Below are 26,300 nucleotides of genomic sequence, written 5' to 3' on the forward strand. Positions count from 1 at the left end.
GGCATCCCACTTCATGTTTGGAATTCGAGCGCGATCGGCATGCGTTGCAATGATGCTCGCGGCCCTTGCGCCGCTGCTGGGTGCTTGCGAGGAATCCAGTTCCGCGGTGTCCGCCGCCCAGCCGCCTGCCCCTGACGTCAGCATCGTTATCGTCAAGCCGCAGCCGCGCGCCGTGGTGCGCGAGCTGCCGGGCCGCATCGCCCCGACCCGGGTCTCCGAAGTCCGGCCGCGCGTGTCCGGCATCGTGGTAGAGCGCCTGTTCCGCCAGGGCAGCGAGGTCAGGGCCGGCGATCCGCTCTACCGCATCGATCCGCGCCCGTTCGAGGTCGAGGTCATGGCCAACGAGGCCGCGCTGGCGAAGGCCGAAGCGGCATTGGCGCAGGCCAAGCAGCAGGCGCATCGTATCGCCACCCTGACCAGGGATCGCGCCGCGCCCGAAGCCGAGAACGAGAAGGCGATTGCGGCCGAACGCCAGGCCCATGCCGAGGTCGAGGGCCGCAAGGCCGAGCTCGCGCGGGCCAGGCTTAATCTCGACTACGCCACCGTGCGTGCGCCGATCGACGGCGTGGTCGGCGCGGCCCTCGTCAGCGAGGGCGCGCTCGCCGTGCAGAACGAGACCAATCTCGCCACCATCCAGCAGCTCGATCCGATCTATGCCGACTTTACCCAGTCGGTGACCGAGCTCAACCAGCTCCGCCGCGCCTTCGAGACCGGCGACCTCGATCGCATCGCCGCCGATGCCGCCAAGGTGCGCCTCGTGCTCGACGACAACACCATCTATTCGCTCGACGGCAAGCTGCTGTTCTCCGACGCCAAGGTCGACGCCCACACCGGGCAGGTGACGTTGCGCGGCGAGTTCCCCAATCCCAAGCGCGAGCTGCTCCCGGGCATGTATGTCCGGGTCCGCATCGACCAGGGTCTCGATTCCGATGCGATCGCGGTGCCGCAGCAGGCGATCCAGCGCAATGGCGGCGGCGGCAGCGAGGTGTTCGTCGTCAAGGACGACAATCACATCGCGGTGCAGCCGGTGCGCACCGGCTCGGTGCAGGACGGCCTCTGGTTCATCACCGAAGGCCTGAAGTCCGGCGACAAGGTCGTGGTCGAAGGCTTCCAGAAATTCGCGGCCGGCGACAAGGTCAAGCCGCAATCCTGGTCGGAGGCGGAAGCGACCGCAGACAACCGGCACGCTCAGCAGCTCACGCGGTAACGCTCCGCGCAGCAAGTGTCGTCCTTAACCTGAGGAGCCCGCTGCAAGCGGGCGTCTCGAAGGATGGCCGCGGGAGAGAGCCGGGCCTTCATGGTTCTCGCGGCGATGCGCGGCATCGTCCGGAGCGCGCGTTCCGCGCTCCTCACCATGAGGGTCTAACCGAACAACGAGGATAAAACGGCCAATGCCGAGTTTCTTCATCGACAGGCCGATCTTCGCCTGGGTGGTCGCGCTGTTCATCTGCTTGATCGGCGCGATCGCGGTGCCGCTGCTGCCGATCGCGCAATATCCGATCATCGCGCCGCCCTCGATCTCGGTCTCGACCAGCTATCCCGGCGCCTCGCCGGAAAACCTCTACAATAGCGTCACGCGACTGATCGAGGAGGAGCTCAACGGCGCCGCCAACATCCTCAATTTCGAATCGACCAGCGACTCGCTCGGCCAGGTCGAGATCATCGCCAATTTCCAGCCGGGCACCGACACCAGTGCCGCCTCGGTCGAGGTCCAGAACCGCATCAAGCGCGTCGAGGCGCGCCTGCCGCGCGCGGTGATGCAGCAGGGCATCCTGATCGAGGAAGCCTCGAGCGCAGTGCTGCAGATCATCACGCTGAACTCGACTGACGGCAGCCTGGATGAAGTCGGCCTCGGCGACTTCATGATCCGCAACGTGCTCGGCGAGATCCGCCGCATTCCCGGCGTCGGCCGCGCCACGCTGTACTCGACCGAGCGCTCGCTTCGTGTCTGGGTCGATCCGGCCAAGCTGGTCGGCTATGGCCTGACCGCCGACGACGTCAACAAGGCCATCACCGCGCAGAACGCGCAGGTCGCTTCCGGCAGCATCGGCGCCGAGCCGTCGACCTCGAACCAGCGCACCTCGGCACTGGTGCTGGTCAAGGGCCAGCTCTCCTCGCCCGACGAGTTCGGCGCCATCATCCTGCGTGCCAACGCCGACGGTTCGACCGTGCGCCTGCGCGATGTCGCGCGGATCGAGGTCGGCGGCCTCAGCTACCAGTTCAACACGCGCCTCGACGGCAAGCCGACGGCGGGCCTGTCGGTCCTGATGTCGCCAACCGGCAATGCGCTGGCGACCGCCAGCGCAGTCGAAGCGAAGATGAAGGAGCTGTCGCGCTTCTTCCCGGCCAACATCACCTACGAGATCCCCTACAACATCACCCCTGTGGTCGAGGCCTCGATCGAGAAGGTGCTGACGACGCTGGTCGAAGCTGTGGTGCTGGTGTTCGTGGTGATGTTCTTGTTCCTGCAGAACATCCGCTACACCATCATTCCGACCATCGTGGTCCCGGTGGCGCTGCTGGGCGCCTGCTCCACTCTGCTGCTCGCCGGCTATTCCATCAACATGCTCTCGATGTTCGGCATGGTGCTGGCGGTCGGCATCCTCGTCGACGACGCCATCGTCGTGGTCGAGAACGTCGAGCGGATCATGGCCGAGGAAGGCCTGCCGCCGAAGGAAGCGACGCGGAAAGCCATGTCGCAGATCACCGGCGCCATCATCGGCATCACGCTGGTGCTGATGGCGGTGTTCGTGCCGATGGCGTTCTTCCCGGGCTCGGTCGGCATTATCTACCGCCAGTTCTCCGTCACCATGGTCGCCGCGATCGGCTTCTCCGCCTTCCTGGCGCTGTCGTTGACGCCGGCGCTGTGCGCGACGCTGTTGAAGCCTGTGGCAAAGGGGCACGGTCATTCGACCAACTTCGTGTTCGGCTGGTTCAACCGCATGCTCGAAGGCGTCAAGGAACGCTATTCGCGCACCGTCGGCTTTTCGCTGAATCGCACCGGCCGCCTGATGCTGGTCTATGCCGCGCTGCTGGTCGGCCTGTCCTGGGCCTTCGTCAACCTGCCCGGCGGCTTCCTGCCCGTCGACGACCAGGGCTTCATCACCACCGACGTGCAGACGCCGTCGGATTCGTCCTATGCCCGCACCGAGGCCGTGATCGAGAAGGTCGAAAAATATCTCGCCGCGCGGCCGGGCGTCGACAACGTCACCTTCCTCACCGGCTTCAGCTTCTCCGGCCAGGGCATGAACACCGCCCAGGCCTTCATCACGCTGAAGGACTGGTCGGAGCGCGGGCCGAAGGACTCCGCTGCCGCGATCGTCAACGACGTCAACCGCGACCTGGGCTCGTCGATCCGCGACGCAAAAATCTCGGCGCTGCAGCCGCCGCCGATCGACAATCTCGGCAACTCGTCCGGCTTCTCGTTCCGCCTCCAGGACCGCGGCCAGAAGGGCTATCAGCAATTGATGCGCGCCGCCGACCAGCTGATCGCGGAGGCCAATGCCAGCCCGGTGCTGCAGAAGGTCTATATCGAAGGCCTGCCCGAGGCGGGCGTGGTCAATCTCATGATCGACCGCGAGAAGGCCGGCGCGTTCGGCGTCACCTTCGAGGACATCAACAACACCATTTCGACCAATCTCGGCTCGAACTACATCAACGACTTCCCGAACCGCGGCCGCATGCAGCGCGTCGTGGTGCAGGCGGACGCGCGCGACCGCATGCGGGCCGAGGACATCCTCAACTACAACGTCAAGAACAGCCGCGGCCAGCTGGTGCCGTTCTCGTCCTTCACCACGATCGAATGGGCGCGCGGCCCGACGCAGATCGCCGGCTTCAACTATTATCCGGCGGTGCGCATCTCCGGCGAGGCCAGGCCCGGCTTCACCTCGGGCGATGCCATCGCCGAGATGGAGCGGCTCGCCGACCGGTTGCCGCGCGGTTTCGGCTATGAATGGACCGGACAGTCGCTGCAGGAGAAGCTGTCGGGCTCGCAAGCGCCGTTCCTGCTCGCCCTGTCGGTGTTCGTGGTGTTCCTGTGCCTCGCCGCGCTCTACGAGAGCTGGACCATTCCGCTCGCGGTGCTGCTCACCGTGCCGCTCGGCATCGTCGGCGCGGTCACTGCCGCTATGCTGCGCGGCCTGCCCAACGACGTCTATTTCACCGTCGGCCTGATCACGATCATCGGCCTCGCCGCAAAGGACGCGATCCTGATCATCGAGTTCGCGAAAGATCTGCGGAAAGAAGGCAAGCCTCTGGTCGAAGCCACCATCGAAGCCTGCCGCCTGCGCTTCCGCCCCATTTTGATGACCGGCCTTGCCTTCATCTGCGGCGTGCTGCCGATGGCCATCGCCCACGGCGCCGGCGGCGCCAGCCAGCAGGCGCTCGGCAGCGTGGTGATGGGCGGCATGATTGCGGTGGTGATCCTGGCGCTGTTGATGGTGCCGGTGTTCTTCGTCTCGGTGCAGCGCGTGCTGGGCGGGGACAGGGAGCCGAACGCGGCGCGGGAAGCTGAAGCGCACGGCCGACCGGCGCGGGCGCACACCGGCCACTGATGCACCCCCGTCATTCCGGGGCGTGCGAAGCACGAGCCCGGAATCCAGCGGGCCACCATTGACGAGGATCAATGGATTCCGGGCTCGCGCCAAGAGGCGCGCCCCGGAATGACAGGGGAATGTGGAGCGCGAGCTTCCGCCTTAAGCCGGCTTCCGCAAGATCTTCACCAGCTCCCCGTGCACGTACTCATTCCCGCACACGACGTGCCCGGTGACCAGCGGGTCGCCCGGCGTTGCGATATCGCTGATGGTACCGCCGGCTTCGCGCACCATCAGCATACCGGCGGCGATGTCCCAGGATTGCAAATCGCGCTCCCAATACCCGTCGAGCCGGCCGGCGGCGACGAAGGCGAGATCGAGCGAGGCGGCGCCGAAACGGCGGAGGCCCGCGACGCGGTCCTGGATCGCCATCATTTCGCGGCGGAATTCCTCGTGGTCGCCGCGGCCGATATGGGGCAGGCCGCAGGCCACGACGCATTCGCTCAGCTGGCGGCGGCCGGCGACGCGCAGGCGCTGGTCGTTGAGGAAGGCGCCCTTGCCGCGCTCGGCGATGTAGAGCTCGTCATTGGCGGGGTTGTAGATCACGCCGGCGATCACGGTGCCCTCGCGCGCAAGCCCGATCGAGATCGCGAATTGCGGGATGCCGTGCAGGAAGTTGGTCGTGCCGTCCAGGGGATCGACGATCCAGGTGTGGCTCTTGTCGGTGCCTTCGCGCGTGCCGCCTTCCTCGCCGATGAAGCCGTAGCCGGGCCGGGCCTTGGCGAGGTCCTGGTAGAGGATCTCCTCGGCGCGCTTGTCGGCAAGCGAGACGAAATTGGCCGGTCCCTTCAGCGAGACCTGCAGATGCTCGATCTCGCCGAGATCGCGCTTGAGGCTGCGGCCGGCGCGGCGCGCCGCCTTGACCATGACGTTGATAGTGGCGGAATACAGCATATGCTTCTGGTCTTGATCGGGGAGAGGGGCGCGGAAACGCGCCTGTTTGGGGGACTGGGTGCCCCGTGAGGGGCCCCGCGTCAAGTCATTTGGACCCGAGCCACTTCCTGGCGGCGGCCTCGGCCTTGGCGCGGTCATCGGCCGGCAGATCGGAGAGCTGCTTGTCGAGCTCGGGGTCGCCCTTGCCGGCGGTCTTGGCCACCAGGTGCCATTTGAAGCCTTCGATCTTGTCCACGGGCGTGCCCACGCCGTTGATCAGCACCCAGGCCAGCCGGTTCTGCGCGATCGCGCTGCCCTGGCGGGAGGCCTTGCGCAGCAGGGCGACGGCGGCCGGCTGGTTCTTCGGCGTGCCGGTGCCGTTGAACATCGCGATGGCATATTCGACCTCGGCATCGACATTGTCGGCGATCGCGGCGGCCTGGAGCAGCCGCACCGCGCGTTCGGGGTCCTTCGGCACACCGGTGCCTTCCTTGTAGAAGGTCGCGAGCGCGTATTGCGCTTCGGGCAGGCCTGCATCGGCGGCTTGGCGCAGCAGTTCCGCCGAACGCCGGACGTCCTGCGGCAGCGTCTGGCCGTCCAGGTAGAGCAGAGCAAGGTTGTAGGCCGCCTTGGGCTCGCCGAGCTTGGCGGCGGAGGCCATCAGCCTGACCGCCTCGCTTTTGTCGACCGGGCCGCCGCGGCCGGAGATGCGCAGCATGGCGAGCGCGAACATCGCCTCGCGATCGCCGGCATCGGCGGCGCGCTTGTACCATTCGGCCGCCTTGGCGTAATCGCGCCTTATGCCCATGGCATTGGAATAGAGCTCGCCGAGCATGGTCATCGCCTTGGCATCGCCGGCTTGAGCGCGCACCGTGGCGAGCTCGAACGCGGTCTTGTATTGGCCGCGCTGATAGGCGCCGAACACAAGGTCGACGTTGGGATCGTCGGACGGCGGCGCGGGGATCACGGTTGCCGGCTTGGGCGAAGCGGACGGCTTGGGAGATGCCGTAGGCTTCGGCGCCGGTGCTGCCTCCTTCTTCTTGGCAGGCGCGGGCGGCTTTGGCTTCTGCTTCTCTGCCGGTGCGCTCGGCGTCGTCGCCGGCGGGGTGATCTGCAGCTGCGCGGCCGCGGGCACTGTCAGCAGCAGCGTGGCGAGCATGGTGATGCACGGGAGCTTCATGTCGGGCGCTAGCCGTGCTCCTGGCCCGCAGGATCTTGGCCCGCAGGATCTTGGCCGGCCAGTGCCGTCGCATGAGCCTTCTTGATCGCGGCATCGACCTCGATCAGGGCGGCCTTGGGCCCGCGCGGATCGGCCCAGATGAAGTCGCCGACCAGCACGAAATCGGCGCCGCTGGCGGCGAAATCGTAGGCCTCGTCCAGCGTGGTGGCAAAGCCGACGCAGGGCGGCTCGAACAGCTCGGCCCACCAGTCGAGCCGCTCGGCGATCGCCTGCGCCGACGGCCGCTGGCCTTTCGCATCGGGCTCGCCGAACAGCACGTAATCCGCGCCCATCTCGCCGGCATCCATGGAATGGTGCCGCGTCGTCAGCCCGCCGACACCGGCGATGCGATCCGGCTTGAGCGACGGCAGCGCCTCCTTCAGCGCGGCGATGCCGGGCAGGTGCGCGCCGTCGGCGCCGCCCCGCGCGACGATATCAGGGTGGCCGTCGACGAGGAGTGCCGCGCCCGCCTTCTGCACCGGCGGCGCCAAGGCCTTGACGCGCGAGATCATGCCGCGCTGATCGGTCTCCTTCAGCCGCAGCAGCACGGCGGCGACGTCGGCGGACGCGATCAGCCCCGGCAGCTCGGCGACCAGCGTCGCGGGATCATCGACGACGGGCGTCGCGAGATAGAGACGCGGCGCCGGGCGCGGCGGAGGCGGTTTGTTCGACAAGGTCTAGGCTGCCTTCTGTTCCAGGCTGCTCTGCCATTCGCCCTTGGAGGCGAGGCCGTTCATGCGGGCGCGATGACTGAAGGCGCGCTGGCCGGCCGCGACGTTCTCAGGCTTGCCCGACCAGGCCTTCTGCGGCGCGGCCTGCAGCGCGCGGCCGTAGGAGAAGGTCAGACCCCAGGGCAGCGGACCGAGCTTGTGCATGGCGTTGAGATGCGCGGTCGCCTCTTCGTCCGACTGGCCGCCGGAGAGGAAGGCGATGCCGGGCACCGCCGCCGGCACGCAGGCCTTGAGCAGCCGTATCGTCTTCTCCGCGACCTCCTCGACCGAGGCCTGCTTTGCGCATTTCTTGCCGGCGATTGCCATGTTCGGCTTCAGCACCATGCCTTCCAGCGCCACGCGCTGCACGCGCAATTCCTGGAAGGTCTTGTTGAGCACGCGGCTCGTCACCTCGTAGCAGCGCTCGATGTCGTGGTCGCCGTCCATCAGCACCTCCGGCTCGACGATCGGCACGATCTGGGCGGCCTGGCACAGCGCGGCATAGCGCGCCAGCGCGTGGGCGTTGACGCTGATCGCCGTCATCGAGGGAATGCTGCTGCCGATGTCGATCACCGCGCGCCATTTGGCAAAGCGCGCGCCGCGCTCGTAATATTTCTTTAGGCGCTCGGCGAGCTTGTCGAGCCCGACCGTGACCAACTCTCCCGGGCACATCGGCAAGGCCTGCGTGCCTTCGTCGACCTTGATGCCGGGAATGGCGCCGGCCTGCTCGATCAGCTTGACCAGCGGCGTGCCGTCCTTGGCATTCTGCCAGATCGTCTCGTCATAGAGGATCACGCCGGAGATGTACTGGCTCATGGCGTCCTTGGCGCGAAACAGCATTTCGCGATAGTCGCGGCGGTTCTCTTCGGTCGATTCCACGCCGATGGCGTCGAAGCGCTTCTTGATGGTGCCGGAGGATTCGTCGGCAGCAAGGATGCCCTTGCCGGGCGCCACCATGGCGGTCGCGATCTTGTTGAGCTCAGTCAGATTCATCGAGAGGTCCTCCCAAAACGATTCTGCCCTTGCCCGGGAAAATAGACCGTTCTCGGGCAATTGCCGAGTTATCGTTCGTCGCAGGGTAAAGGGTCTTTCTGTCATTCCGGGATGCGCCGAAAGGCGCAGGCCCGGAATCCATAACCCCAGGCTGTGGTTATGGATTCCGGGCCCACGCTTCGCGTGTCCCGGAATGACGGGAGGATGTGACGGAGGCCTTAGGCGACCCGGGGATCGAGCTCGCCCTTGGCGTAGCGCTTGGCCATCTCGGCGGTGGTCAGCACCTTCTTGATCTTGGAGGCCTGGCCTGCGGTGTTGAACTCCTGCAGGCGCTGCTTGCACAGCTTGGTCATGGCTTCCATCGCCGGCTTCAGGTACTTGCGCGGATCGAACTCTTCCGGGTTGTCCTTCAGAACTTTCCGGATCTGGCCGGTCATCGCCATGCGGTTGTCGGTGTCGATGTTGATCTTGCGCACGCCGTTCTTGATGCCGCGCTGGATCTCGGCCACCGGCACGCCCCAGGTCGGCTTCATCTTGCCGCCATAGGCGTTGATGATGTCCTGCAGGTCCTGCGGCACCGAGGAGGAGCCGTGCATGACGAGATGCGTGTTCGGCAGCTTGCGGTGGATCTCCTCGATCACGTTCATGGCGAGGATGTCGCCGTCGGGCTTGCGGGTGAATTTGTAAGCGCCGTGCGAGGTGCCCATCGCGATCGCGAGCGCGTCGACCTTGGTTTCCTGGACGAACTTCACGGCCTCGTCCGGATTGGTCAGGAGCTGGTCGTGGCTAAGCTTGCCTTCGGCGCCGTGGCCGTCTTCCTTGTCGCCCATGCCGGTCTCGAGCGAGCCGAGCACCCCGAGCTCGCCCTCGACCGAGATGCCGCCGAGATGGGCCATGTCGGTGACGGTCTTGGTGACGCCGACATTGTAGCCCCAGTCGCCGGGGGTCTTGCCGTCGGCCTTGAGCGAGCCGTCCATCATCACCGAGGTGAAGCCGGCCTGGATCGCGGTCATGCAGGTCGCCGGCTCGTTGCCGTGGTCGAGATGAACGCAGACCGGAATGTGCGGATAGATCTCGGTCACCGCGTCCATCATGTGCTTGAGCATGACGTCGTTGGCGTAGGAGCGCGCGCCGCGCGAGGCCTGGATGATGACGGGCGCGTCGACCTGGTTGGCCGCGTCCATGATGGCCAGCGCCTGCTCCATGTTGTTGATGTTGAAGGCCGGTACGCCGTAATCGTTCTCCGCCGCGTGGTCGAGCAATTGACGTAACGTGATCCGAGCCATCTGTCTTTGTCTCCCGTTGGGGCCTCAAAGGCCGCTTGATTACTTGCTACGCAGAACTTCAACGCCGGGCAGGGGCTTGCCTTCCATCCATTCAAGGAACGCGCCACCGGCGGTCGACACATAGGTGAAGTCACCGGCCACATGGGCCTGGTTGAGCGCCGCGACGGTGTCGCCGCCGCCCGCGATCGAGATCAGCTTCTTGGCCTTGGTGCGCTCGGCGGCGTGCTTGGCGGCCGCGACCGTGCCGCGGTCGAACGGCTGCATCTCGAATGCGCCCAGGGGGCCGTTCCAGACCAGCGTCGCCGCATCGTCGATCGCGGCATGGACGCGCGCGATCGATTGCGGGCCGACGTCGAGGATCATGCCGTCGGCCGGGATCGCATCGAGTCCATAGGCATGCGACGGCGCGTTGGCGGCGAAGTGATAGGCGACGGTGGCGTCGACCGGGAGGATGATGGCGCAATTGGCGGCTTCCGCCTTCTCCATGATGCGCAGCGCGGTGGGGCTAAGATCCTTCTCGGCCAGCGACTTGCCGACCGCAACGCCCTGCGCGTGCAGGAAGGTGTTGGCCATGCCGCCGCCGATCACGAGCGCGTCGACCTTGGTGACGAGGTTTTCCAACAGGTCGATCTTGGTCGAGACCTTGGCGCCGCCGATGATGGCGATCACGGGCTTGCTCGGCGAGCCCAGCGCCTTCTCCAGCGCGTCCAGCTCGGCCTGCATGGTGCGGCCGGCATAGGCCGGCAGCTTGTGGCCGAGACCTTCGGTCGAGGCGTGGGCGCGGTGCGCGGCCGAGAACGCGTCATTGACCCAGATGTCGCCGAGCTTCGCGAGTTCCGCGACGAAGGCGGGATCGTTCTTTTCTTCCTCTTTGTGGAAGCGGGTGTTTTCCAGGCACAGGATGTCGCCATCCTTCAGGCCGGCGACCGCCTTGGCCGCGGGCTCGCCGATGCAATCCTCGGCAAACGCGACGGGCTTCTTCACCACCTTCGCCAGCGCCTCCGCGACGGGCTTGAGCGAGTCCTTGGCGTCGCGTCCCTTCGGCCGGCCGAAATGCGCGAGCAGGATGACCTTGCCGCCCTGGTCGGCGAGCTCGGTGATGGTCGGCGCCACGCGCTCGAGCCGGGTGGCGTCGGTGACGCGCCCGCTCTCCATGGGCACGTTGAGGTCGACGCGCAGCAGCACGCGCTTGCCCTTCACGTCGACGTCGTCGAGGGTGCGGAATTTAGCGGGCATCGTTCATCATCCGTGCGTCGGAGTGTCGGAATCGGGGGGAGGCGAATGGCCGTGGTCGCCGCTCCCTCCACCGTCTTTCGGAGACTTCACTGCGAGGCCCCGGCGAAATCCGTACGCGATCAACGCGATCAACAGTATGACGCCAGGGATGCCAATCCAGTGAGGAAGCACCTTGGCTTCCCTCAGATCACCTTCGCCATCGCGGCGGCGGTGTCCGCCATGCGGTTCGAAAAGCCCCACTCGTTGTCGTACCAGGACATCACGCGCACCAGCGTGCCATTCTGCACCTTGGTCTGGTCCTCGTGGAAGGTCGAGGAGTGCGGGTCGTGGTTGAAGTCGATCGAGACGTTCGGCGCATTGGTGTAGCCGAGGATGCCCTTGAGCTGCTGCTCGCTGGCGCGCTTCATCGCCGCGTTGATCTCCTTGGCGTCGGTGGCGCGCTTGGCGACGATCTTGAGGTCGACGACCGAGACGTTCGGGGTCGGCACGCGGATCGCGACGCCGTCGAGCTTGCCCTTCAGCTCGGGCAGCACGAGGCCGATCGCCTTCGCGGCACCCGTCGAGGTCGGGATCATCGACATCGCCGCCGCGCGGCCGCGGTAGAGATCCTTGTGCATCGTGTCGAGCGTCGGCTGGTCGCCGGTATAGGCGTGGATCGTGGTCATGAAGCCGGTCTCGATGCCGACGAGATCGTTCAGCACCTTGGCAACCGGCGCAAGGCAGTTGGTGGTGCAGCTGCCGTTGGAGACGACGAGGTGATCCTTGGTCAGCGTGTCGTGGTTGACTCCGTAGACGATGGTGGCGTCGGCGCCGTCGGCGGGCGCGGAGACCAGCACGCGCTTGGCGCCGGCGGTCAGATGCGCGCTAGCCTTGTCCTTCGAGGTGAAGATGCCGGTGCATTCCATCGCAATGTCGACGCCGAGATCCTTCCAGGGCAGCTTCGAGGGATCGCGCTCGGCGGTCACCTTGATCTTGCCGTTGCCGAGGCTGATGCAGTCGCCGTCGACGGTGACGGTGCCGGGAAAGCGGCCGTGGACGCTGTCGAAGCGGAGGAGATGAGCGTTGGTCTCGACCGGGCCGAGGTCGTTGATGCCGACGACCTCGATGTCCTTGCGGCCGGACTCGGCGATAGCCCGCAGGATGTTGCGGCCGATGCGGCCAAAACCGTTAATTCCGACGCGGACTGCCATGTTTCGTCTCCTTCAATGACCGTTGTCATCCCGCACAACGCGCGGATAGCGCGCCTGCGAGGTTTTTTAGGGGCGGACGCCCGGTTCGGCCGGGCGGTGCTTGATCATATGGGAGATTAGGTAGTCCTTTTTTGCGGCAAGCTCAACTCTCAGGAAACGCGCTTCAGCACAGCGTTAACCGCGGCCTCGGCGGTAATGCCGAAATGCTTGTAAAGCTCCTTGGCAGGGCCGCTTTCGCCGAACGAATGCATGCCGATGAATTCGCCATCCTGGCCAATCACGGCGTCCCAGCCCCAGCGCACGGCGGCCTCGATCGCGATCTTCACCGGCGCGTTGCCGATGATGGCGGCGCGCTTGGCCTCTGGTTGCGCTAACAACAGCTCCAGCGAGGGAACGGAGACAACGCGCGAAGCGACGCCGCGTTCCGCCAATTGTTTCTGGGCCGCGACCGCGATCTCGACCTCTGAGCCCGAGGCGAACAGCGTCGCCTTGGCTTCGCCCTGGGCGGCGACCAACTCGTAGGCACCAGCCGCGCAGGGATTGTCGTTCGGTGCGGTGGTCCGCAGCTGCGGCAGGTTCTGCCGCGTCAGTGCCAGCACGGTCGGGCCATCGACGCGGTTGAGCGCGAGCTCCCAGCACTCAGCGACCTCGATGGCATCGCAGGGACGGAACACGCGCATGTTGGGAATGGCTCTGAGCGCTGCGAGATGCTCGACCGGCTGATGGGTCGGGCCGTCTTCGCCGAGGCCAATCGAGTCATGAGTCATGACGTAGACGACGCCGGCGCCCATCAGCGCGGCAAGGCGCATCGCCGGACGCGCATAATCGGTGAAGACGAGGAAGGTCGCGCCGTTCGGCGCGAAACCGCCGTGCAGGAAAATGCCGTTCATCGCGGCCGCCATGCCGTGCTCGCGGATGCCGTAATGGATGAAGCGTCCCTTCGGCGTCTTGGCTGAGAAGGCGGTCGCCGACTTCGCCTTGTTGTTGTTGGAGCCGGTGAGGTCGGCCGAGCCTGCCAGGAATTCCATCGGCATGGCGCCGGCGATGACTTCGATCACCGCTTCCGACGACTTGCGGGTGGCCGCGGTCATCGGCTTTTCCAGCAGCTCCTTCTTGTAGGCGCGCACGGCCTTGGCGAGCGAAGCCGGACGCTCATGACGCAGGCGGCGCTCGAACTCGGCGCGCTTGCGGCTGCCGAGCTCACCGAGCCGCGCTTCCCATTCCTGGCGTGCCGCGGCGCCGCGGCTGCCGGCCGCGCGCCATGCCTTCAGCACGTCGTCGGCGACCGCGAACGGCTCGAGCGAAATGCCGAGATTTTCCTTGGCAGCCTTGAGCTCGTCGGCGCCGAGTGCTTCGCCGTGCACCTTCGAGGTGCCTTGCTTGTGCGGCGCGCCGAAGCCGATCGTGGTGCGGCAGGCGATCAGCGTCGGCTTGCTGGATTTCTTCGCGCGCGTGATCGCATCGGCGATCGCGGCCTGGTCGTGGCCATCGATCTTCTCGGCCGCCCAGCCCGCCGACTTGAAGCGCTTCACCTGGTCGACGGAATCGGAGATCGAGGTCGGGCCGTCGATCGAGATGCCGTTGTCGTCGTAGAGCACGATCAACTTGTTGAGCTTCCAGTGCCCGGCCATCGCGATCGCTTCCTGCGACACGCCTTCCATCAGGTCGCCGTCGGAGGCGAGCACATAGGTGTGGTGGTCGACGATCTTCTTGCCGAACTCGGCCGCGAGCATCTTCTCGGCCAGCGCCATGCCGACCGCAGTCGAGATGCCCTGGCCGAGCGGGCCGGTGGTGGTCTCGATGCCCCTGGTGCGGAAGTTCTCGGGGTGGCCGGGGGTCAGCGAGTCGACCTGGCGGAACTGCTTGATCTGGTCCAGCGTCATCTCGGCATTGCCGGTCAGATACAGCAGCGAATAGAGCAGCATCGAGCCGTGGCCGGCCGAGAGCACGAAGCGGTCGCGGTCCGGCCAGGCGGGCGCGGCGGCGTCGAATTTCAGGAATTGGGTGAACAGCACGGTGGCGATGTCGGCGGCGCCCATCGGCAGGCCGGGATGGCCCGATTTCGCCTTCTCGACAGCGTCCATCGAAAGGCCGCGGATCGCGTTGGCCATACGGGTGTGATCGACCTGCGTCATGTCTGAAATCCGTCTGAAATGAAGCGCTTGGCGATGGTTGCCCGCGCGGGGAGAAGCCTGGCGGCCACTGAAGGTTGGCGCTGGGATAGCACCTCGGTTCCGGGAGTCCAAGGCAATCGAACGCCGGTTTGGCCGCAAAAGTTGCCTGTGTGGACATTGGTTTTCCGCCGGGATCGCGCCGGGCGGAAGCGACGCAGCGACACGTCGTCCCGATTGAACAGTGCATAGTTTTGCGGCGGCGTTGCGCTTGGCTAGCTTGCTTTGTAAATTTCTGCTTCTAACGGCTTGCCGAACCGAGTCTTTTGCCGGACGGCAAGCTCCAGGGAAAGGCCACTGGGCAAAGGCCGCCAGGTTCCGCCGCTGACTGCATGAACGATCGCGTATCCAACAGTTCTGCCATGACGGAGTCGTCCGCCGTCGAGATCGAGATTGCGACCCGCAGACTCATGGCGGCGCTCGATGCGCTCGAAAGTGCGGTGGAGCGGCGTCGCGATGCCGATCGCGACGAGAACGAGCTTGCGGCGCGCATCCAGGCGCTCGGCGCGGATCGCTCGCGTCTTGCCGACGAGCTCGACGGCGCGCTGGTGAAGGCACGCACGCTCGAGCGCACCAATCGCGAGATTTCTGACCGGCTGGATTCCGCGATCGTGACGATACGCTCGGTGCTCGATACCGGAGAGGACGGATGAGCCACATCAACGTCACCATCAACGGCCGGCAATATCGCATGGCCTGCGAGGAGGGCCAGGAGGTGCGGCTGCTCAAGCTCGCCGAGACGCTGGAGACGCGCATCCAGTCGCTGCGCGGAAAATTCGGCGAGATCGGCGATGCGCGCCTCACCGTCATGGCTGCGCTCACCGTGTGCGATGAGCTGATCGACACCACCAACCGCGTCCGCACCCTTGAGCAGGAATTGACCGAGCTCAGGGATTTCCGCAATGCCGCCGTCGAGCGCGCCAGGATGACGCAGACCGCGGTGGTCAACGCGCTGAACGCCGCCGCCGAGCGCATCGAGAAATCGACCCAGGTCCTGAACCGGACGGTGGGGAACGGCATCGCGATCGGCTGAAGCTCGATAGGAGCCGTGCCCTTACCCTCCCCTGGAGGGCCCTGGAGGGGGAGGGTCGATCGCGCGTAGCGCGAGCGGGGTGGGGTGATCTCTCCACACGGACAGTGCCCGTGGGGAGAGATCACCCCACCCCGTCTCACATTTCGCTGCGCTCCATGTGAGCCGACCCACGGGCGAGCTTCGCTCGTCCCGGACCCCTCCAGGGGAGGGTAAGAAAGCGCGCAGCGGAAGCCGCACTCTCGTCGCACTGGCGATTCGTCAGTACAGTTGTTACATTGCCTGCGCGAGGCTGCGACGTGCGTCAGGAGCCATATATCCCCGGGGCCTTATCGATCCTTTAGGGAACTGTCCCTGGCCGGGCCCGTGGGCTCGGACATATGGTGCCCACCTACTTTCGTAGGGAACTCCGGGATCGAGTGCTTCAACGGCGTTCGCGGCTTCGCACTTTCGTTTGCTTCGTTTGTGCTTGTTGAAACGACTGCGGCCAATTCAACAGGTGTCATTCCCCCCGAGTGCGCAATTGCGCACGGGGCGGGGAATCCAGTACGCCGCGGCCCTTGTGTGAATCACCACCGCCTCTGGAATACTGGATCACCCGCATTCGCGGGTGATGACGTGGGGACCAAAGCACATGTCCAACTCCAAAGCCGAGCTCCGTGCCAAAGCCCTCGCCAAGCGCGATGCGCTGAGCGAGAAGAAACGCATCGCGGCCGCCGCAAAGCTCGCCAAGCGCGGGCTACCGTTCAAGCTGCTGCCCGACAGCATCGTCTCCGGCTATTCGCCGATCCGCAGCGAGATCGATCCGATGCCGCTGCTCGCAAAGCTCGCGGAAGAGGGCGCCAGGCTGGCGCTGCCTTGCGTTACCGCGCGCGGCCAGTCGCTGATCTTCCGCATCTTCCATCCGAACGACCGCCTGATGCTCGGCCCGCTCGGCATTCCCGAACCTTCACCTGCTGCGGCCGAAGTCATTCCCGACATCATGCTGACGCCGCTCGCCGCCTTCGACCGCCTCGGCCATCGCATCGGCTATGGCGCCGGGCATTACGATTTCACCTTTGCGCATTTGCGCAAAGCCAAGCACATCGTCGGCATCGGCCTTGCGTTTGCAGTGCAGGAGATCGAGGCGGTTCCGGCACTATCCCACGACGTGGCGCTGGATTATGTGCTAACGGAATCGGACGTGTTCGATTTCCGGAGTTCTGAAGTTGCGCATTCTCTTCGTGGGTGACGTCGTCGGCCGTAGCGGGCGCGAGGCCGTCTCAGAATATCTCCCCGGCATGGTCAAGGATTGGTCGCTCGATCTCGTCGTCGTCAACGGCGAGAATTCGGCCGGCGGCTTCGGCATCACGGAAGCGATCTACCAGGAGTTTCTCGAGGCCGGCGCCGACGCGGTGACGCTCGGCAATCACTCCTGGGACCAGCGCGAGGCGCTGGTGTTCATCGAGCGCGCCGACCGCCTGGTGCGCCCCGCCAACTATCCGCGCGGCACGCCCGGCCGCGGCGCCGCCTTGGTCGAGACCAAGAACGGCAAGCACGCCCTCGTCGTCAACGCGCTCGGCCGCGTCTTCATGACCCCGTTCGACGATCCCTTCGCCGCGCTCGAGCGCGAGCTTGGCGCCTGTCCGCTCGGCGTCGCCGCCGACGCCATCGTCGTCGATTTCCATTGCGAGGCTTCAAGCGAGAAGCAGGGCATCGGCTTCTTCTGCGACGGCCGCGCCAGCCTCGTCGTCGGCACGCACACGCATGTGCCGACCGCCGACCACCAGATCCTGTCAGGCGGCACCGCCTACATGACCGACGCCGGCATGACCGGCGATTACGATTCCATCATCGGCATGCAGAAGGAAGAGCCGCTGCGGAGGTTCACATCAGGAATTCCGTCCGGCCGCTTCGAGCCGGCCGCAGGCGCCGCGACGCTCAGCGGCGTTGCCGTGGAAACGGACGATGCGACAGGGCTCGCGCTCAAGATCGCGCCGGTGCGCGTGGGTGGAAGGCTGGAGCCGACGACGCCGAAATTCTGGTTGAGCTGAAGCGCGAGCGAAATCACCCGGTGTCGTCCCCGGACGATTATATCAACTTTGCCCTCAGCAGCGGACATCGACGGGCAACAAGGGAACTCCGCTTTGGGCCACAAGCGGAAGTCAACAGTCATTGGCGGCTGCGAGCCCTTCTCTTCGACAGATTGGATTCCGTTCAAGAAGCTGTCCGCAACATTGGTGTCATCGTCGGCGAAGAACCATGTTGTATCTCGCCGATGATCTTGAAGCCGTGGCGTTCATAAAGGGAGATGTTTCGCGGATTCGAACTTTCGAGGTAGGCGGCGATGCCCTCCTCGTCGCATCGCCGAAGAGCGTGCTTCATCAACAATGTGCCGAGACCTTGGCCGATCCAGTTCGGATCGGAGGCAATGAGAGGCAGATACCAATGGGGCTCGTGGGGATGATGTTCGGCCATTCCCTGGAGCATGTGTCCAATATCATCGGCGATCTCCGGACGCAGGGATTGCGCCATGAGTGCGTCCATGGCCGTTTCATCGGGCTCGACGCCGGGCGGCAGCCACAGGGCGGCCGCGCGAGCCCCTTCTGTGATGTAAGCTGTGCCATGCTCGAATGCCCGTCCGCCAAATGCCTTGACGAATTGAGGCATAATCCTGAGATATTCGGATGAATCGGGCCAAACCCAACGCGCCATCGGATCGGCTGCAAAGCCAAGTACAATGGTGCTGATAGTGCTTGCCTGAATGTTGGCGCCCGCAGATTTGATTTCCGAGTCTGCGCTCATGATATCGTCTCCAAGTCGTCGATGGCGTCGGCCACATTCATTCTAAGATGCAGCACAGGATAGTGGCCGGGCGCTACGGCGTCGCGCGCAATCACGCGTCAATCTCAGGTGACCGCGCCCCGCGCCGCGACTGGCCAAAGTGCCTCCACGCGGGAATCCGGCGTGTTGAAGCCGCGCACGCCGACATACCAGTCGTAGAGATTGACGGTCGGGTCGCAATGGCCGGGGATCAGCGTCACCTTGTCGCCGATCGCCAGTCGCGACGAAGCGCTGTCGAAATCGAGCAAGCCATGCTCGTCAGAGGGCCGATGATAGCGCAGATCGGGCCGGCCGAGCACGACCGGAAATCCGCTGTCGTTCGACAGAGCCTTGTGGCCGGCATCGATGACCGCGTGTTCGCCGGCGCCTGTGCTCATCACCGTCGCGATCACGAACAGCGCATGCTCGAACGGATTGGCGTTGCGCGCCCCGTCGGCGAGGTTCTTGGCGTAGTCGGCGTCCATGAAGATATAGGAGCCCGCCTGCAATTCGTTCCAGATGCCGCTCGCGCCTTCGAGCTCGAATGTGCCGGTTCCCGCACCTCCAATCGTCCGGCACTGAAAGCCCGCGTCCTTGAGGACGCGCAGTGTCTCCGCGGTCGCGTTCGCGGCACCGGCGATGGCAGCGCGCCGCTCCTCCGGCGTGCGCAAATGCTGGGCAGAGCCGTGATAGGCCTGCAAGCCGCCGAACGATAGGAAGCGTGAAGCCGCCATCTGCCGCGCCAGGGTGGCCGCCGCCGGCCCCGGCCTGACGCCGCAGCGACCGGCGCCGACGTCGATTTCGACCAGGACTTCGATTTGCGATCCTGCCCGCTCCGCGGCGTGCGACAGTTGCTCGACCATGATCGCATCGTCCACGCAAACGCTGATGCGTGCGTGGCGAGCGAGGCCTGCGAGCCGTTCCAGCTTCCGCAGGCCCACCACCTCATTGCTGACGAGCACGTCACTCACCCCGCCCGCAACCAGGATCTCGGCCTCGGCGACCTTCTGGCAGCAGATGCCGATTGCGCCGCGCGCGATCTGCTTGGCCGCAATGATCGGTGATTTGTGGGTCTTCGCATGCGGACGCAAGCGAACGCCGAGCTTGCTCACCGCCGCCGCCATCGTGTCGAGATTGCGCTCGAAAGCGTCGAGGTCGATGATCAGCGCCGGTGTATCGATCTCGGAAAACGGCGCGCCGATTTGGGCGGGTGGACAGGCCATCGAAAAACCAGCTTGTTGTGTTCGGGTTCGCGCTCCGAATGCGCGGCGGCATTTCTACGGCAACGTCGGCCGCCGCGCCAGTGCAGGCGGCTTTTGGTGCTCGGCAGGCGGCGGTGAGAACCGCCCACAATTTCGGAATAATAGCATTCTACCCCTGTTTTGCCCGACGGGTCAACGCGCGCCACGGCCTGCCGGCGCAAGCCATTGATTCCACACGCCCCGGCTACTGTGCATGGGGTTGTTTTCGAGCTTTTGTTTTGAAGATGCCGGAGCGTCCTCGTCAGCCCTGGCGAAAGCCCATCCGGAAGGCGCCCCAGTGCTTGCCGCGGATCATGATTGGTGAGGACAGGTCCTTCATCAGCACGAACTGCCCGCCGCCCATGTCGCGGCGATAGGTCTGCAGCAGGAAGGGTTTTGTGTTGGCCGCGACCTTCTTCACCGCGCGGTCGGTGAACAGGCGGCGGTTGCGGCAATTGGCGTTGTTCCAGACCGGGTCCTTGCCCTGCGGCAGGCGGTAGTTCGGATTGTGGGTCGGAAGGTAGCCGCCCCGCGCCCAGGCGACGCAGAACACGATGCGCGGATCGGTCTTCTGGATCGGGTCCTGGATCGCGGGCAGCACGCGGTCGGTGAACTCGACGTAATTGGTGAGGTACTGCTTCGGATCGGTGCCTGATATCTCGCGGTAGGTCTCGTCCATGAGCTGGTCGAGCGTGATCTCGCCGCGGTCGATCGCAGCTTCGAACTCGGCCGAGATCCGCTTCGCGGTGTCGACGACGATGCGGATCAGCGGCGCGTCCGACGTCTCCACGCCGCTGTCGGCGATCAGCGCGATCAGGCCTTCGGAGGCGTCGAGCAGCTTTGCTACCCGCTCGTCGGCGCTTCGGAGGTCGCGCGAGGAGAGGTCGACGCCCTTGGCGAGCTCGTTGAGCTCGCTGATCACGGTGTCGCAGTGGCCGAGATTGGAGGTCGCCGCGCGCGCGACGCCGTCGATCTCGGCTTCGACCGAGGCGAAGCCCTGCTGGACCCGCGAGATGATGCCGGAGATCGCTTGCGCGCCTTCGCCGGCGGTCTTGGCGCGCTGCGAGGCGTCGCTGCTCTCGCCGATCAGGCCTTCGATCTGGCCGTCGAGATCGCGCACGGTGTCGGAGATCTCATGCGTGGCCTGGCGCGTGGCCTCCGCGAGGCTCTTGACCTCGCTTGCGACCACCGCGAAGCCGCGGCCGGCAGTGCCGGCGCGCGCCGCCTCGATGGTGGCGTTGAGCGCGAGCAGATTGGTCTGCTTGGCGATCGCCTCGATCGAGCCGGAGACCTTCGCCACCTGCGCCAGCGCCGCGCCGACCGCGGACAGGCGTGCCTCGATCCGCTCCACCGCGGCGACGAGCTCGGAGATGTGGCTGACCGCGGTGTCGACGGCGCCGCGCGACTGCGCGATCTCGCCGACCGCGGCCGACGTCGTGGTTTGCACCGCCTGCGAGGCATTGGCGATGTCGTGGTTGGCCGAGACCATCGTCTCGGCCGTCTTCTGCAAATGGTGAAACCGTTCCGACTGGCTCGCGACGCGGTTGGCGACGTCCTGGACGTTGCCGGCGATGTCGGCGAGCTCGACGCCGAGACCGCCGATGCGGTCGGCGAGCTGGTCGATCAGGCGTTCGGCCAGCGTCCGGTTGGAGGCAGTGTCCAATACGGCAAGTTGTGCAGAGGACATGTACGGGCTCTCTCCAGTCGGAGCCGTTGATCGGCTCCTTGGCGGCATTCCGATTCCAGATCCGACCTTAGAGGATGATTCGCGCCCGGCGTCTTGCCCAGGAGTGCAGGTGCGTGCAGGTGCGTGCACGCGCGGGAGCGCTACAGCTTGTAGGCCGTGCGGAAGCCGCCCCAGTGCCGGCCCTGCACGCGGATCGGGACGTCGATCTCCCGCATCATCACCGTGTTCCCGTTGCCCATGTCGCGCGCATAGCTCTGGACCAGGTACGATCGCAGGTTGCGCGCGGCGGCCAGCCCCGCCGGATCGTTGAAGAGGCGCCGGTTGCGGCAGTTGGCCGTGTTCCAGGCGACATCGCCCGGCCGCTGCGGGTGCGAATAGATCTTGTTGTGCACCGGCAAGAAGCCGTTGCGGTCGACCATGGCGCAGAATGCCATCCGCGGCTCCCGCGCCAGGAAGGACTCCTGGAACGGCGGCAGGGCGCGGTCGGCCCAGTCGAGATATTTGGTGCGGTATTGCTGCGGATTGGTGCCGGCGATTTCCAAATAGTCCGTGTCGAAGAGGTCGTCGAGCTTGACCTCGCCGCGCGCAACCGCCTTCTCGAATATCTGCGTCAGCGCATTGCCGGCTTCCATGGCACGGGTGACGAACTCGGTGTTCTCCTCATGGATCGACCAGAGCTTGTCCTCGATCTTCTCGTTGAGAGCGGCGGTGGCGCCGACGAATTGCGCGCGGGCGCCGGCCTTGGATTGCTCGATCACGCGCAGGCGGCAGGCGCCGATGTCCTCTAAGCTGCCTTCGATCGTCGCTTGCGTTGCCAGCCGGCTTGCGTCCGCGCCGCCGATCAGCACGCCTTCCATCGCGATTTCATAGACCGGCATCACGGCGCGCGCGGTTTCGAATTTGAGGTGGCAGGGCAGCCGCTCGGTCTTGCGGCGGTCGTCGTGCTCGCTCTGGCGCAGCAGCACCGCGCAGCGCGATTTCAGCTTCTGGGCGAAGGTGGTGACGGCCTTGCCGGCGCTGGCGACGCTCTCGCCATGGGTCTCGGCCGCCTTGGTCGCCGCGTCGATCTCGGCCGCGCTCTCGCCGACCGAGATGATGAACTCCGAGGCGCTGGCGGCATTGCCGGAGACTTCGCTGGTCGTGGCATTCTGCTCGGCGACCGCGCCGTTGACGGTGTCGAACACCGGACGGATCGCCTCGATCGCCTGCGAGATGCGGTGCACGGCGTCCGCCGAACCGGCGGCGTCGCGCTGCAATGCGTCGATCTTCTTCGTGATCTCCTCGGTCGCACTCTGGGTCTGCACCGCGAGCGCCTTGACCTCGGTGGCAACGACGGCAAAGCCTTTTCCGGCTGCGCCCGCGCGCGCGGCCTCGATCGTCGAGTTGAGCGCGAGCAGCGTGGTCTGCCGCGCGATCTGCGCGATCAAATTGACGACGTTGCCGATGGCGGCGGAGGATTCGCGCAGGCGGTCGACATTGGCGCGGGCTTCCTGCGCGGCGGCGCTGGCCTCGTCGGCGAGCTTGCCGGCCGCGCGAACCTGTGCGCCGATGCCTTGCGCGGACTGGGTGAACTTGTCGGCGGCATGGGCGAAGGTGGAGGCGGTGGATTGCGCCGCGTTGGTCCGGCCGGTCAGGGCGTCGGTGCGGTCGCGAATGGCAGCGAGGGTCGCCGCGGTCGCCTCGGCGCCGCCAGCCACCGAATTGGCGGCGCGCTCAAGCTGGCGGATCATGGCGCCGAGCTCGAGTTCCAGCAATTCCAGGATTTCCCGGGCCGAATCACTTTCGGCGGTCGGGGCGGGTGCGGCAGGAGCCGCCGGCTGCGCAGCCTCCGGGGCTGCCGCGGGCGCGGCCGTGTCCGGCAGACGCTTCCGAAATAATCCGAACGCCATCGGGTCTCTCTTGTCGGGGGACGGTCGGGCGCTATTTTCGCAGTCCGGAATGAAATCAGGGTTAACGGTGCCCATCTAGGCAGGCGCCGTTACGGCGGCTACCTTTACAGTGCTACCTCAGGCGCAGCCGAGCCCTTTGATTCCGGTGGGTTGGCGGCCTATAAGGCCGCGCTTCCCACGCTCATCTTTGGCTGACGATTTCTCAAGAGACCACGCATGGCCGGACATTCCCAATTCAAGAACATCATGCACCGCAAGGGGCGGCAGGATGCCCAGAAGTCGAAACTGTTCGGCAAGCTGGCGCGGGAAATCACCGTCGCTGCCAAGCTGGGCACCCCCGACCCCGCCATGAACCCGCGCCTGCGCGCCGCCGTGATCGCTGCGCGCCAGGAGAACATGCCGAAGGACAATATCGAGCGCGCCATCAAGAAGGCGCTCGGCAGCGACGGCGAGAACTATGACGAGATCCGCTACGAGGGCTACGGCCCCGGCGGCGTCGCCGTCATCGTCGAGGCACTGACCGACAATCGCAACCGCGCCGCCTCCGACATCCGCTCCTTCTTCACCAAGTCCGGCGGCAATCTCGGCGAAACCGGCTCAGTCTCCTTCATGTTCGACCGCACCGGCATCATCGAATACGACCGCAGCGTCGCCTCGGACGATGCGGTGCTGGATGCCGCAATCGAAGCCGGCGCCGACGACGTCGTGTCCGGCGAGAGCGGCCACGAGATCTACGCCTCCACCGAAAGCTATCGCGACGTCGCCAAGGCGCTGGAAGCCAAGTTCGGCGAGCCGCGCAAGGCTGCGCTGATCTGGAAGCCGCAGAACACGGTTGCGGTCGACGACGAGACCGGCGAGAAGCTCCTGAAGCTGATGGACCTGCTCAACGAGCACGACGACGTCCAGAACGTCTACGCCAATTTCGAGGTGTCGGACGCGCTTGTTGCGAAGATGGGCGGGTAGGGCTCGACGGCCCTACTTCCCTTGTTACTTCCGTTCTGTTTCTGTTTCCTCCAGGGCAGCCAGCCGCTATCACTGGCGCATGACCGCGCTCCCGATTCGTGGCCCCGTTCGCATCATCGGCATCGACCCCGGCCTGCGCCGCACCGGCTGGGGCGTGATCGAGGCCGAGGGCAATCGCTTGGCCTACGTCGCCTGCGGCTCGGTGGAACCGCCGGACGATTTGCCGCTGGCGAGCCGGCTGCTCGCGATCCATGAAGGGCTCGCTTCCGTCTTGTCCAATCACCAGCCGCTGGAAGCCGCGGTCGAGCAGACCTTCGTCAACAAGGACGGCGTTGCAACGCTGAAGCTTGGCCAGGCCCGCGGCGTTGCCATGCTGGCGCCCGCAATGTTCGGCATCTCTGTCGCAGAATACGCGCCGAACCAGGTCAAGAAGACGGTGGTCGGCGCCGGCCACGCCGACAAGCAACAGATCGCGATGATGCTGAAGATCCTGCTGCCGAAGGCCGAGCCGCCGTCCGCGGACGCCGCCGACGCGCTCGCCATCGCCATCACCCACGCCCATCACCGCCAGAGCACGGCGCTCCGGCTGAAGGTGGTGGGGATATGATCGGCAAGCTCAAGGGCTTGATCGATTCCTACGGCGAGGATTTCGTCATCCTCGACGTTGGCGGCGTCGGCTATCAGGTACATTGCTCCTCGCGCACCTTGCAGCATCTGCCCTCGCCGGGTGAGGCCGCTGTGCTGTCGATCGAGACCTATGTCCGCGAAGATCAGATAAAACTGTTCGGCTTCCGCACCGATCAAGAGCGCGAATGGTTTCGCCTGCTTCAGACCGTGCAGGGCGTCGGCGCCAAGGTCGCGCTGGCCGTGCTCGGCACGCTGTCGCCGGCCGATCTCGCCAATGCCATTGCGCTTCGCGACAAGGCCGCGGTGGCGCGCACGCCCGGCGTCGGCCCGAAGGTCGCCGAGCGGATCGTCACCGAATTGAAGGACAAGGCGCCGGCCTTTGCCAATGTCGATCCCGCCGTCGTGCATCTCGCCGGCGCCGTCGACGACCAGCGCGCGCCGCGCCCCGTCGCGGATGCGATCTCTGCGCTGGTCAATCTCGGCTACGGCCAGCCGCAGGCCGCCGCGGCGATTGCATCGGCCTCGCGCAGCGCGGGTGAGGGCGCCGAGACGGCGCAGCTGATTCGGCTCGGGCTGAAGGAATTGGCAAAGTGAGTGCGTCAATGGTCAGTCTCGTAGGGTGGGCAAAGCGAAGCGTGCGCACCATCTACAAAGCGAGCAGCGACATGGTGGGCACGGCGCGAAGTGCGCCTTTGCCCACCCTACGATCCGATGGAGTTCGCTGAGTGAGCGATCCGAAGGCCAGCCGCATGGTCTCGCCCGAGCGCCGCAGCGATGATGTCGGCGACACCGCGCTGCGGCCGCAATCGCTGTCCGACTTCGTCGGCCAGGCGCAGGCGCGCAAGAATCTCTCGATCTTCATCGAAGCGGCGCGCAAGCGCGGCGAGGCGCTGGACCACGTGCTGTTCGTAGGTCCCCCGGGGCTCGGCAAGACCACGCTGGCGCAGATCGTGGCGAAGGAGCTCGGCGTCGGTTTCCGCGCCACCTCGGGGCCCGTGATCGCCAAGGCCGGCGATCTTGCCGCCCTCTTGACCAATCTCGAAGAGCGCGACGTGCTCTTCATCGACGAGATCCATCGCCTCAGCCCCGCGGTGGAAGAGGTGCTCTATCCCGCGATGGAGGACTTTCAGCTCGACCTCATCATCGGCGAGGGCCCGGCGGCGCGCTCGGTCAAGATCGAGCTGTCGAAATTCACGCTGGTCGGCGCCACCACGCGCGCCGGCCTTCTCACCAATCCCTTGCGCGACCGCTTTGGCATTCCGGTCCGGCTCAACTTCTACACGATCGAGGAGTTGGAGAGCATCGTCAGCCGCGGCGCGCGCGTGCTCAACGTCGGCATGAGCGCCGATGGCGCCAACGAGATCGCGCGCCGCGCCCGCGGCACGCCGCGCATCGCCGGCCGCCTGCTCCGCCGCGTGCGCGATTTCGCCTCGGCGGCCGATGCCGACAAGATTGACCGTAAGATTGCCGACCATGCGCTGAGCGCGCTCGAGGTCGATGCCGCAGGGCTGGACGCGATGGATCGGCGCTATCTCTCGACCATCGCGCTCAACTATGGCGGCGGACCGGTCGGCGTCGAGACCATGGCTGCGGCCTTGTCGGAGCCGCGCGACGCCATCGAAGACATCATCGAGCCCTATCTGATCCAGTGCGGCTATCTGCAGCGCACCCCGCGCGGCCGCCTGCTGACCTCGCACGCCTTCCGTCATCTCGGCATCGCCGAACCCTCGCGCGATGCGGCGGCGCAGTTCGGCCTGTTCGGCACGGATGACAGCGACGAGTGAGCTGCTG

The 26,300-nt window shown here is 65.8% G+C and carries 22 protein-coding genes and 1 other RNA gene; 11 read left to right on the forward strand and 12 right to left on the reverse strand.

Translation table 11 applies throughout. From position 1 onward, the window contains the following. Positions 1-49: 49 nt before the first annotated feature. Both I6F12_RS15625 and I6F12_RS15630 read left to right on the forward strand, forming a co-directional pair. On the forward strand, positions 50-1,207 hold the full coding sequence (locus I6F12_RS15625) for an efflux RND transporter periplasmic adaptor subunit (protein WP_035998298.1): 1,158 nt from the start codon (positions 50-52) through the stop codon (positions 1,205-1,207). 184 nt (positions 1,208-1,391) lie between these two features. After that, positions 1,392-4,553 (forward strand): multidrug efflux RND transporter permease subunit, encoded by a 3,162-nt coding sequence (locus tag I6F12_RS15630; protein WP_109142455.1) that lies wholly within the window; start codon positions 1,392-1,394, stop codon positions 4,551-4,553. Positions 4,554-4,694: 141 nt separating this feature from the next. Here I6F12_RS15630 and I6F12_RS15635 read toward each other — a convergent pair whose 3' ends face one another. The 8 genes from I6F12_RS15635 to tkt all read right to left on the reverse strand — a co-directional run bounded on the left by I6F12_RS15635 (position 4,695) and on the right by tkt (position 14,234). Beyond that, complete coding sequence (locus I6F12_RS15635) at positions 4,695-5,486, reverse strand: inositol monophosphatase family protein (protein WP_109142456.1); 792 nt, start codon at positions 5,484-5,486, stop codon at positions 4,695-4,697. An 85-nt stretch (positions 5,487-5,571) separates the two neighbouring features. Continuing rightward, positions 5,572-6,645 carry a Sel1 repeat protein gene (locus I6F12_RS15640; RefSeq protein WP_035998306.1) on the reverse strand — a complete coding sequence of 358 codons (1,074 nt, stop codon included), beginning with the start codon at positions 6,643-6,645 and terminating at the stop codon, positions 5,572-5,574. A gap of 8 nt (positions 6,646-6,653) precedes the next feature. Continuing rightward, positions 6,654-7,358, reverse strand: a complete 705-nt coding sequence (locus I6F12_RS15645) for a thiamine phosphate synthase (RefSeq protein WP_225156774.1) — start codon at positions 7,356-7,358, stop codon at positions 6,654-6,656. A 3-nt stretch (positions 7,359-7,361) separates the two neighbouring features. Next, positions 7,362-8,387 (reverse strand): class I fructose-bisphosphate aldolase, encoded by a 1,026-nt coding sequence (locus tag I6F12_RS15650; RefSeq protein WP_225156775.1) that lies wholly within the window; start codon positions 8,385-8,387, stop codon positions 7,362-7,364. A gap of 218 nt (positions 8,388-8,605) precedes the next feature. Next, entirely contained in the window at positions 8,606-9,673 is a 1,068-nt protein-coding gene (fba, locus tag I6F12_RS15655) for a class II fructose-bisphosphate aldolase (protein ID WP_035998315.1), read from the reverse strand. Positions 9,674-9,712: 39 nt separating this feature from the next. Continuing rightward, a complete protein-coding gene (locus I6F12_RS15660) occupies positions 9,713-10,909 on the reverse strand; it encodes a phosphoglycerate kinase (RefSeq protein ID WP_225156776.1) in 1,197 nt (398 codons plus the stop codon). Between the two features lie 182 nt (positions 10,910-11,091). Beyond that, entirely contained in the window at positions 11,092-12,099 is a 1,008-nt protein-coding gene (gene gap, locus I6F12_RS15665) for a type I glyceraldehyde-3-phosphate dehydrogenase (RefSeq protein ID WP_036021724.1), read from the reverse strand. A 149-nt stretch (positions 12,100-12,248) separates the two neighbouring features. Next, complete coding sequence (gene tkt, locus I6F12_RS15670) at positions 12,249-14,234, reverse strand: transketolase (RefSeq protein ID WP_225139289.1); 1,986 nt, start codon at positions 14,232-14,234, stop codon at positions 12,249-12,251. A gap of 398 nt (positions 14,235-14,632) precedes the next feature. Here tkt and I6F12_RS15675 point away from each other — a divergent pair, with 398 nt between their 5' ends. From I6F12_RS15675 to I6F12_RS15695, 5 genes are all read left to right on the forward strand, one after another. After that, positions 14,633-14,923 (forward strand): DUF4164 domain-containing protein, encoded by a 291-nt coding sequence (locus I6F12_RS15675; protein WP_225156777.1) that lies wholly within the window; start codon positions 14,633-14,635, stop codon positions 14,921-14,923. Continuing rightward, the gene (locus I6F12_RS15680) at positions 14,920-15,303 is read left to right on the forward strand and encodes a cell division protein ZapA (protein ID WP_035998340.1); all 384 of its coding nucleotides are present in this window, start codon (positions 14,920-14,922) and stop codon (positions 15,301-15,303) included. The genes I6F12_RS15675 and I6F12_RS15680 overlap by 4 nt, the downstream gene beginning before the upstream one ends. A 283-nt stretch (positions 15,304-15,586) precedes the next feature. Next, positions 15,587-15,747: non-coding RNA, 6S RNA (gene ssrS, locus I6F12_RS15685), on the forward strand. A 187-nt stretch (positions 15,748-15,934) separates the two neighbouring features. After that, positions 15,935-16,531, forward strand: a complete 597-nt coding sequence (locus I6F12_RS15690; RefSeq protein ID WP_225156778.1) for a 5-formyltetrahydrofolate cyclo-ligase — start codon at positions 15,935-15,937, stop codon at positions 16,529-16,531. Next, positions 16,509-17,333: a TIGR00282 family metallophosphoesterase gene (locus tag I6F12_RS15695; RefSeq protein ID WP_035998346.1), complete on the forward strand. Its 825-nt coding sequence runs from the start codon at positions 16,509-16,511 to the stop codon at positions 17,331-17,333. The genes I6F12_RS15690 and I6F12_RS15695 overlap by 23 nt, the downstream gene beginning before the upstream one ends. A gap of 163 nt (positions 17,334-17,496) precedes the next feature. Here the strand turns inward: I6F12_RS15695 and I6F12_RS15700 are convergent, their stop codons facing one another. From I6F12_RS15700 to I6F12_RS15715, 4 genes are all read right to left on the reverse strand, one after another. Next, positions 17,497-18,084, reverse strand: a complete 588-nt coding sequence (locus I6F12_RS15700) for an N-acetyltransferase (protein ID WP_085971997.1) — start codon at positions 18,082-18,084, stop codon at positions 17,497-17,499. Between the two features lie 104 nt (positions 18,085-18,188). Then, positions 18,189-19,325: a DSD1 family PLP-dependent enzyme gene (locus tag I6F12_RS15705; protein ID WP_225156779.1), complete on the reverse strand. Its 1,137-nt coding sequence runs from the start codon at positions 19,323-19,325 to the stop codon at positions 18,189-18,191. Between the two features lie 280 nt (positions 19,326-19,605). Beyond that, complete coding sequence (locus I6F12_RS15710; RefSeq protein ID WP_225156780.1) at positions 19,606-21,030, reverse strand: methyl-accepting chemotaxis protein; 1,425 nt, start codon at positions 21,028-21,030, stop codon at positions 19,606-19,608. A 140-nt stretch (positions 21,031-21,170) separates the two neighbouring features. After that, complete coding sequence (locus I6F12_RS15715) at positions 21,171-22,919, reverse strand: methyl-accepting chemotaxis protein (RefSeq protein WP_225146414.1); 1,749 nt, start codon at positions 22,917-22,919, stop codon at positions 21,171-21,173. Positions 22,920-23,135: 216 nt separating this feature from the next. Between I6F12_RS15715 and I6F12_RS15720 the strand changes: the two genes are divergently transcribed. The 4 genes from I6F12_RS15720 (at position 23,136) to ruvB (ending at position 26,293) form a co-directional block, all read left to right on the forward strand. Then, on the forward strand, positions 23,136-23,882 hold the full coding sequence (locus I6F12_RS15720; RefSeq protein WP_225146415.1) for a YebC/PmpR family DNA-binding transcriptional regulator: 747 nt from the start codon (positions 23,136-23,138) through the stop codon (positions 23,880-23,882). Positions 23,883-23,961: 79 nt separating this feature from the next. Beyond that, complete coding sequence (gene ruvC, locus I6F12_RS15725; protein ID WP_225156781.1) at positions 23,962-24,489, forward strand: crossover junction endodeoxyribonuclease RuvC; 528 nt, start codon at positions 23,962-23,964, stop codon at positions 24,487-24,489. Next, positions 24,486-25,103, forward strand: a complete 618-nt coding sequence (gene ruvA / locus I6F12_RS15730; protein WP_035998377.1) for a Holliday junction branch migration protein RuvA — start codon at positions 24,486-24,488, stop codon at positions 25,101-25,103. The genes ruvC and ruvA overlap by 4 nt, the downstream gene beginning before the upstream one ends. A 131-nt stretch (positions 25,104-25,234) precedes the next feature. After that, positions 25,235-26,293, forward strand: coding sequence for a Holliday junction branch migration DNA helicase RuvB (ruvB, locus tag I6F12_RS15735; protein WP_109142466.1), 1,059 nt, complete (start codon positions 25,235-25,237; stop codon positions 26,291-26,293). Positions 26,294-26,300 lie beyond the last annotated feature (7 nt).

This window comes from Bradyrhizobium sp. IC4059 (assembly GCF_020193615.1).
GTDB classification, from domain to species: Bacteria; Pseudomonadota; Alphaproteobacteria; order Rhizobiales; family Xanthobacteraceae; genus Bradyrhizobium; species Bradyrhizobium yuanmingense.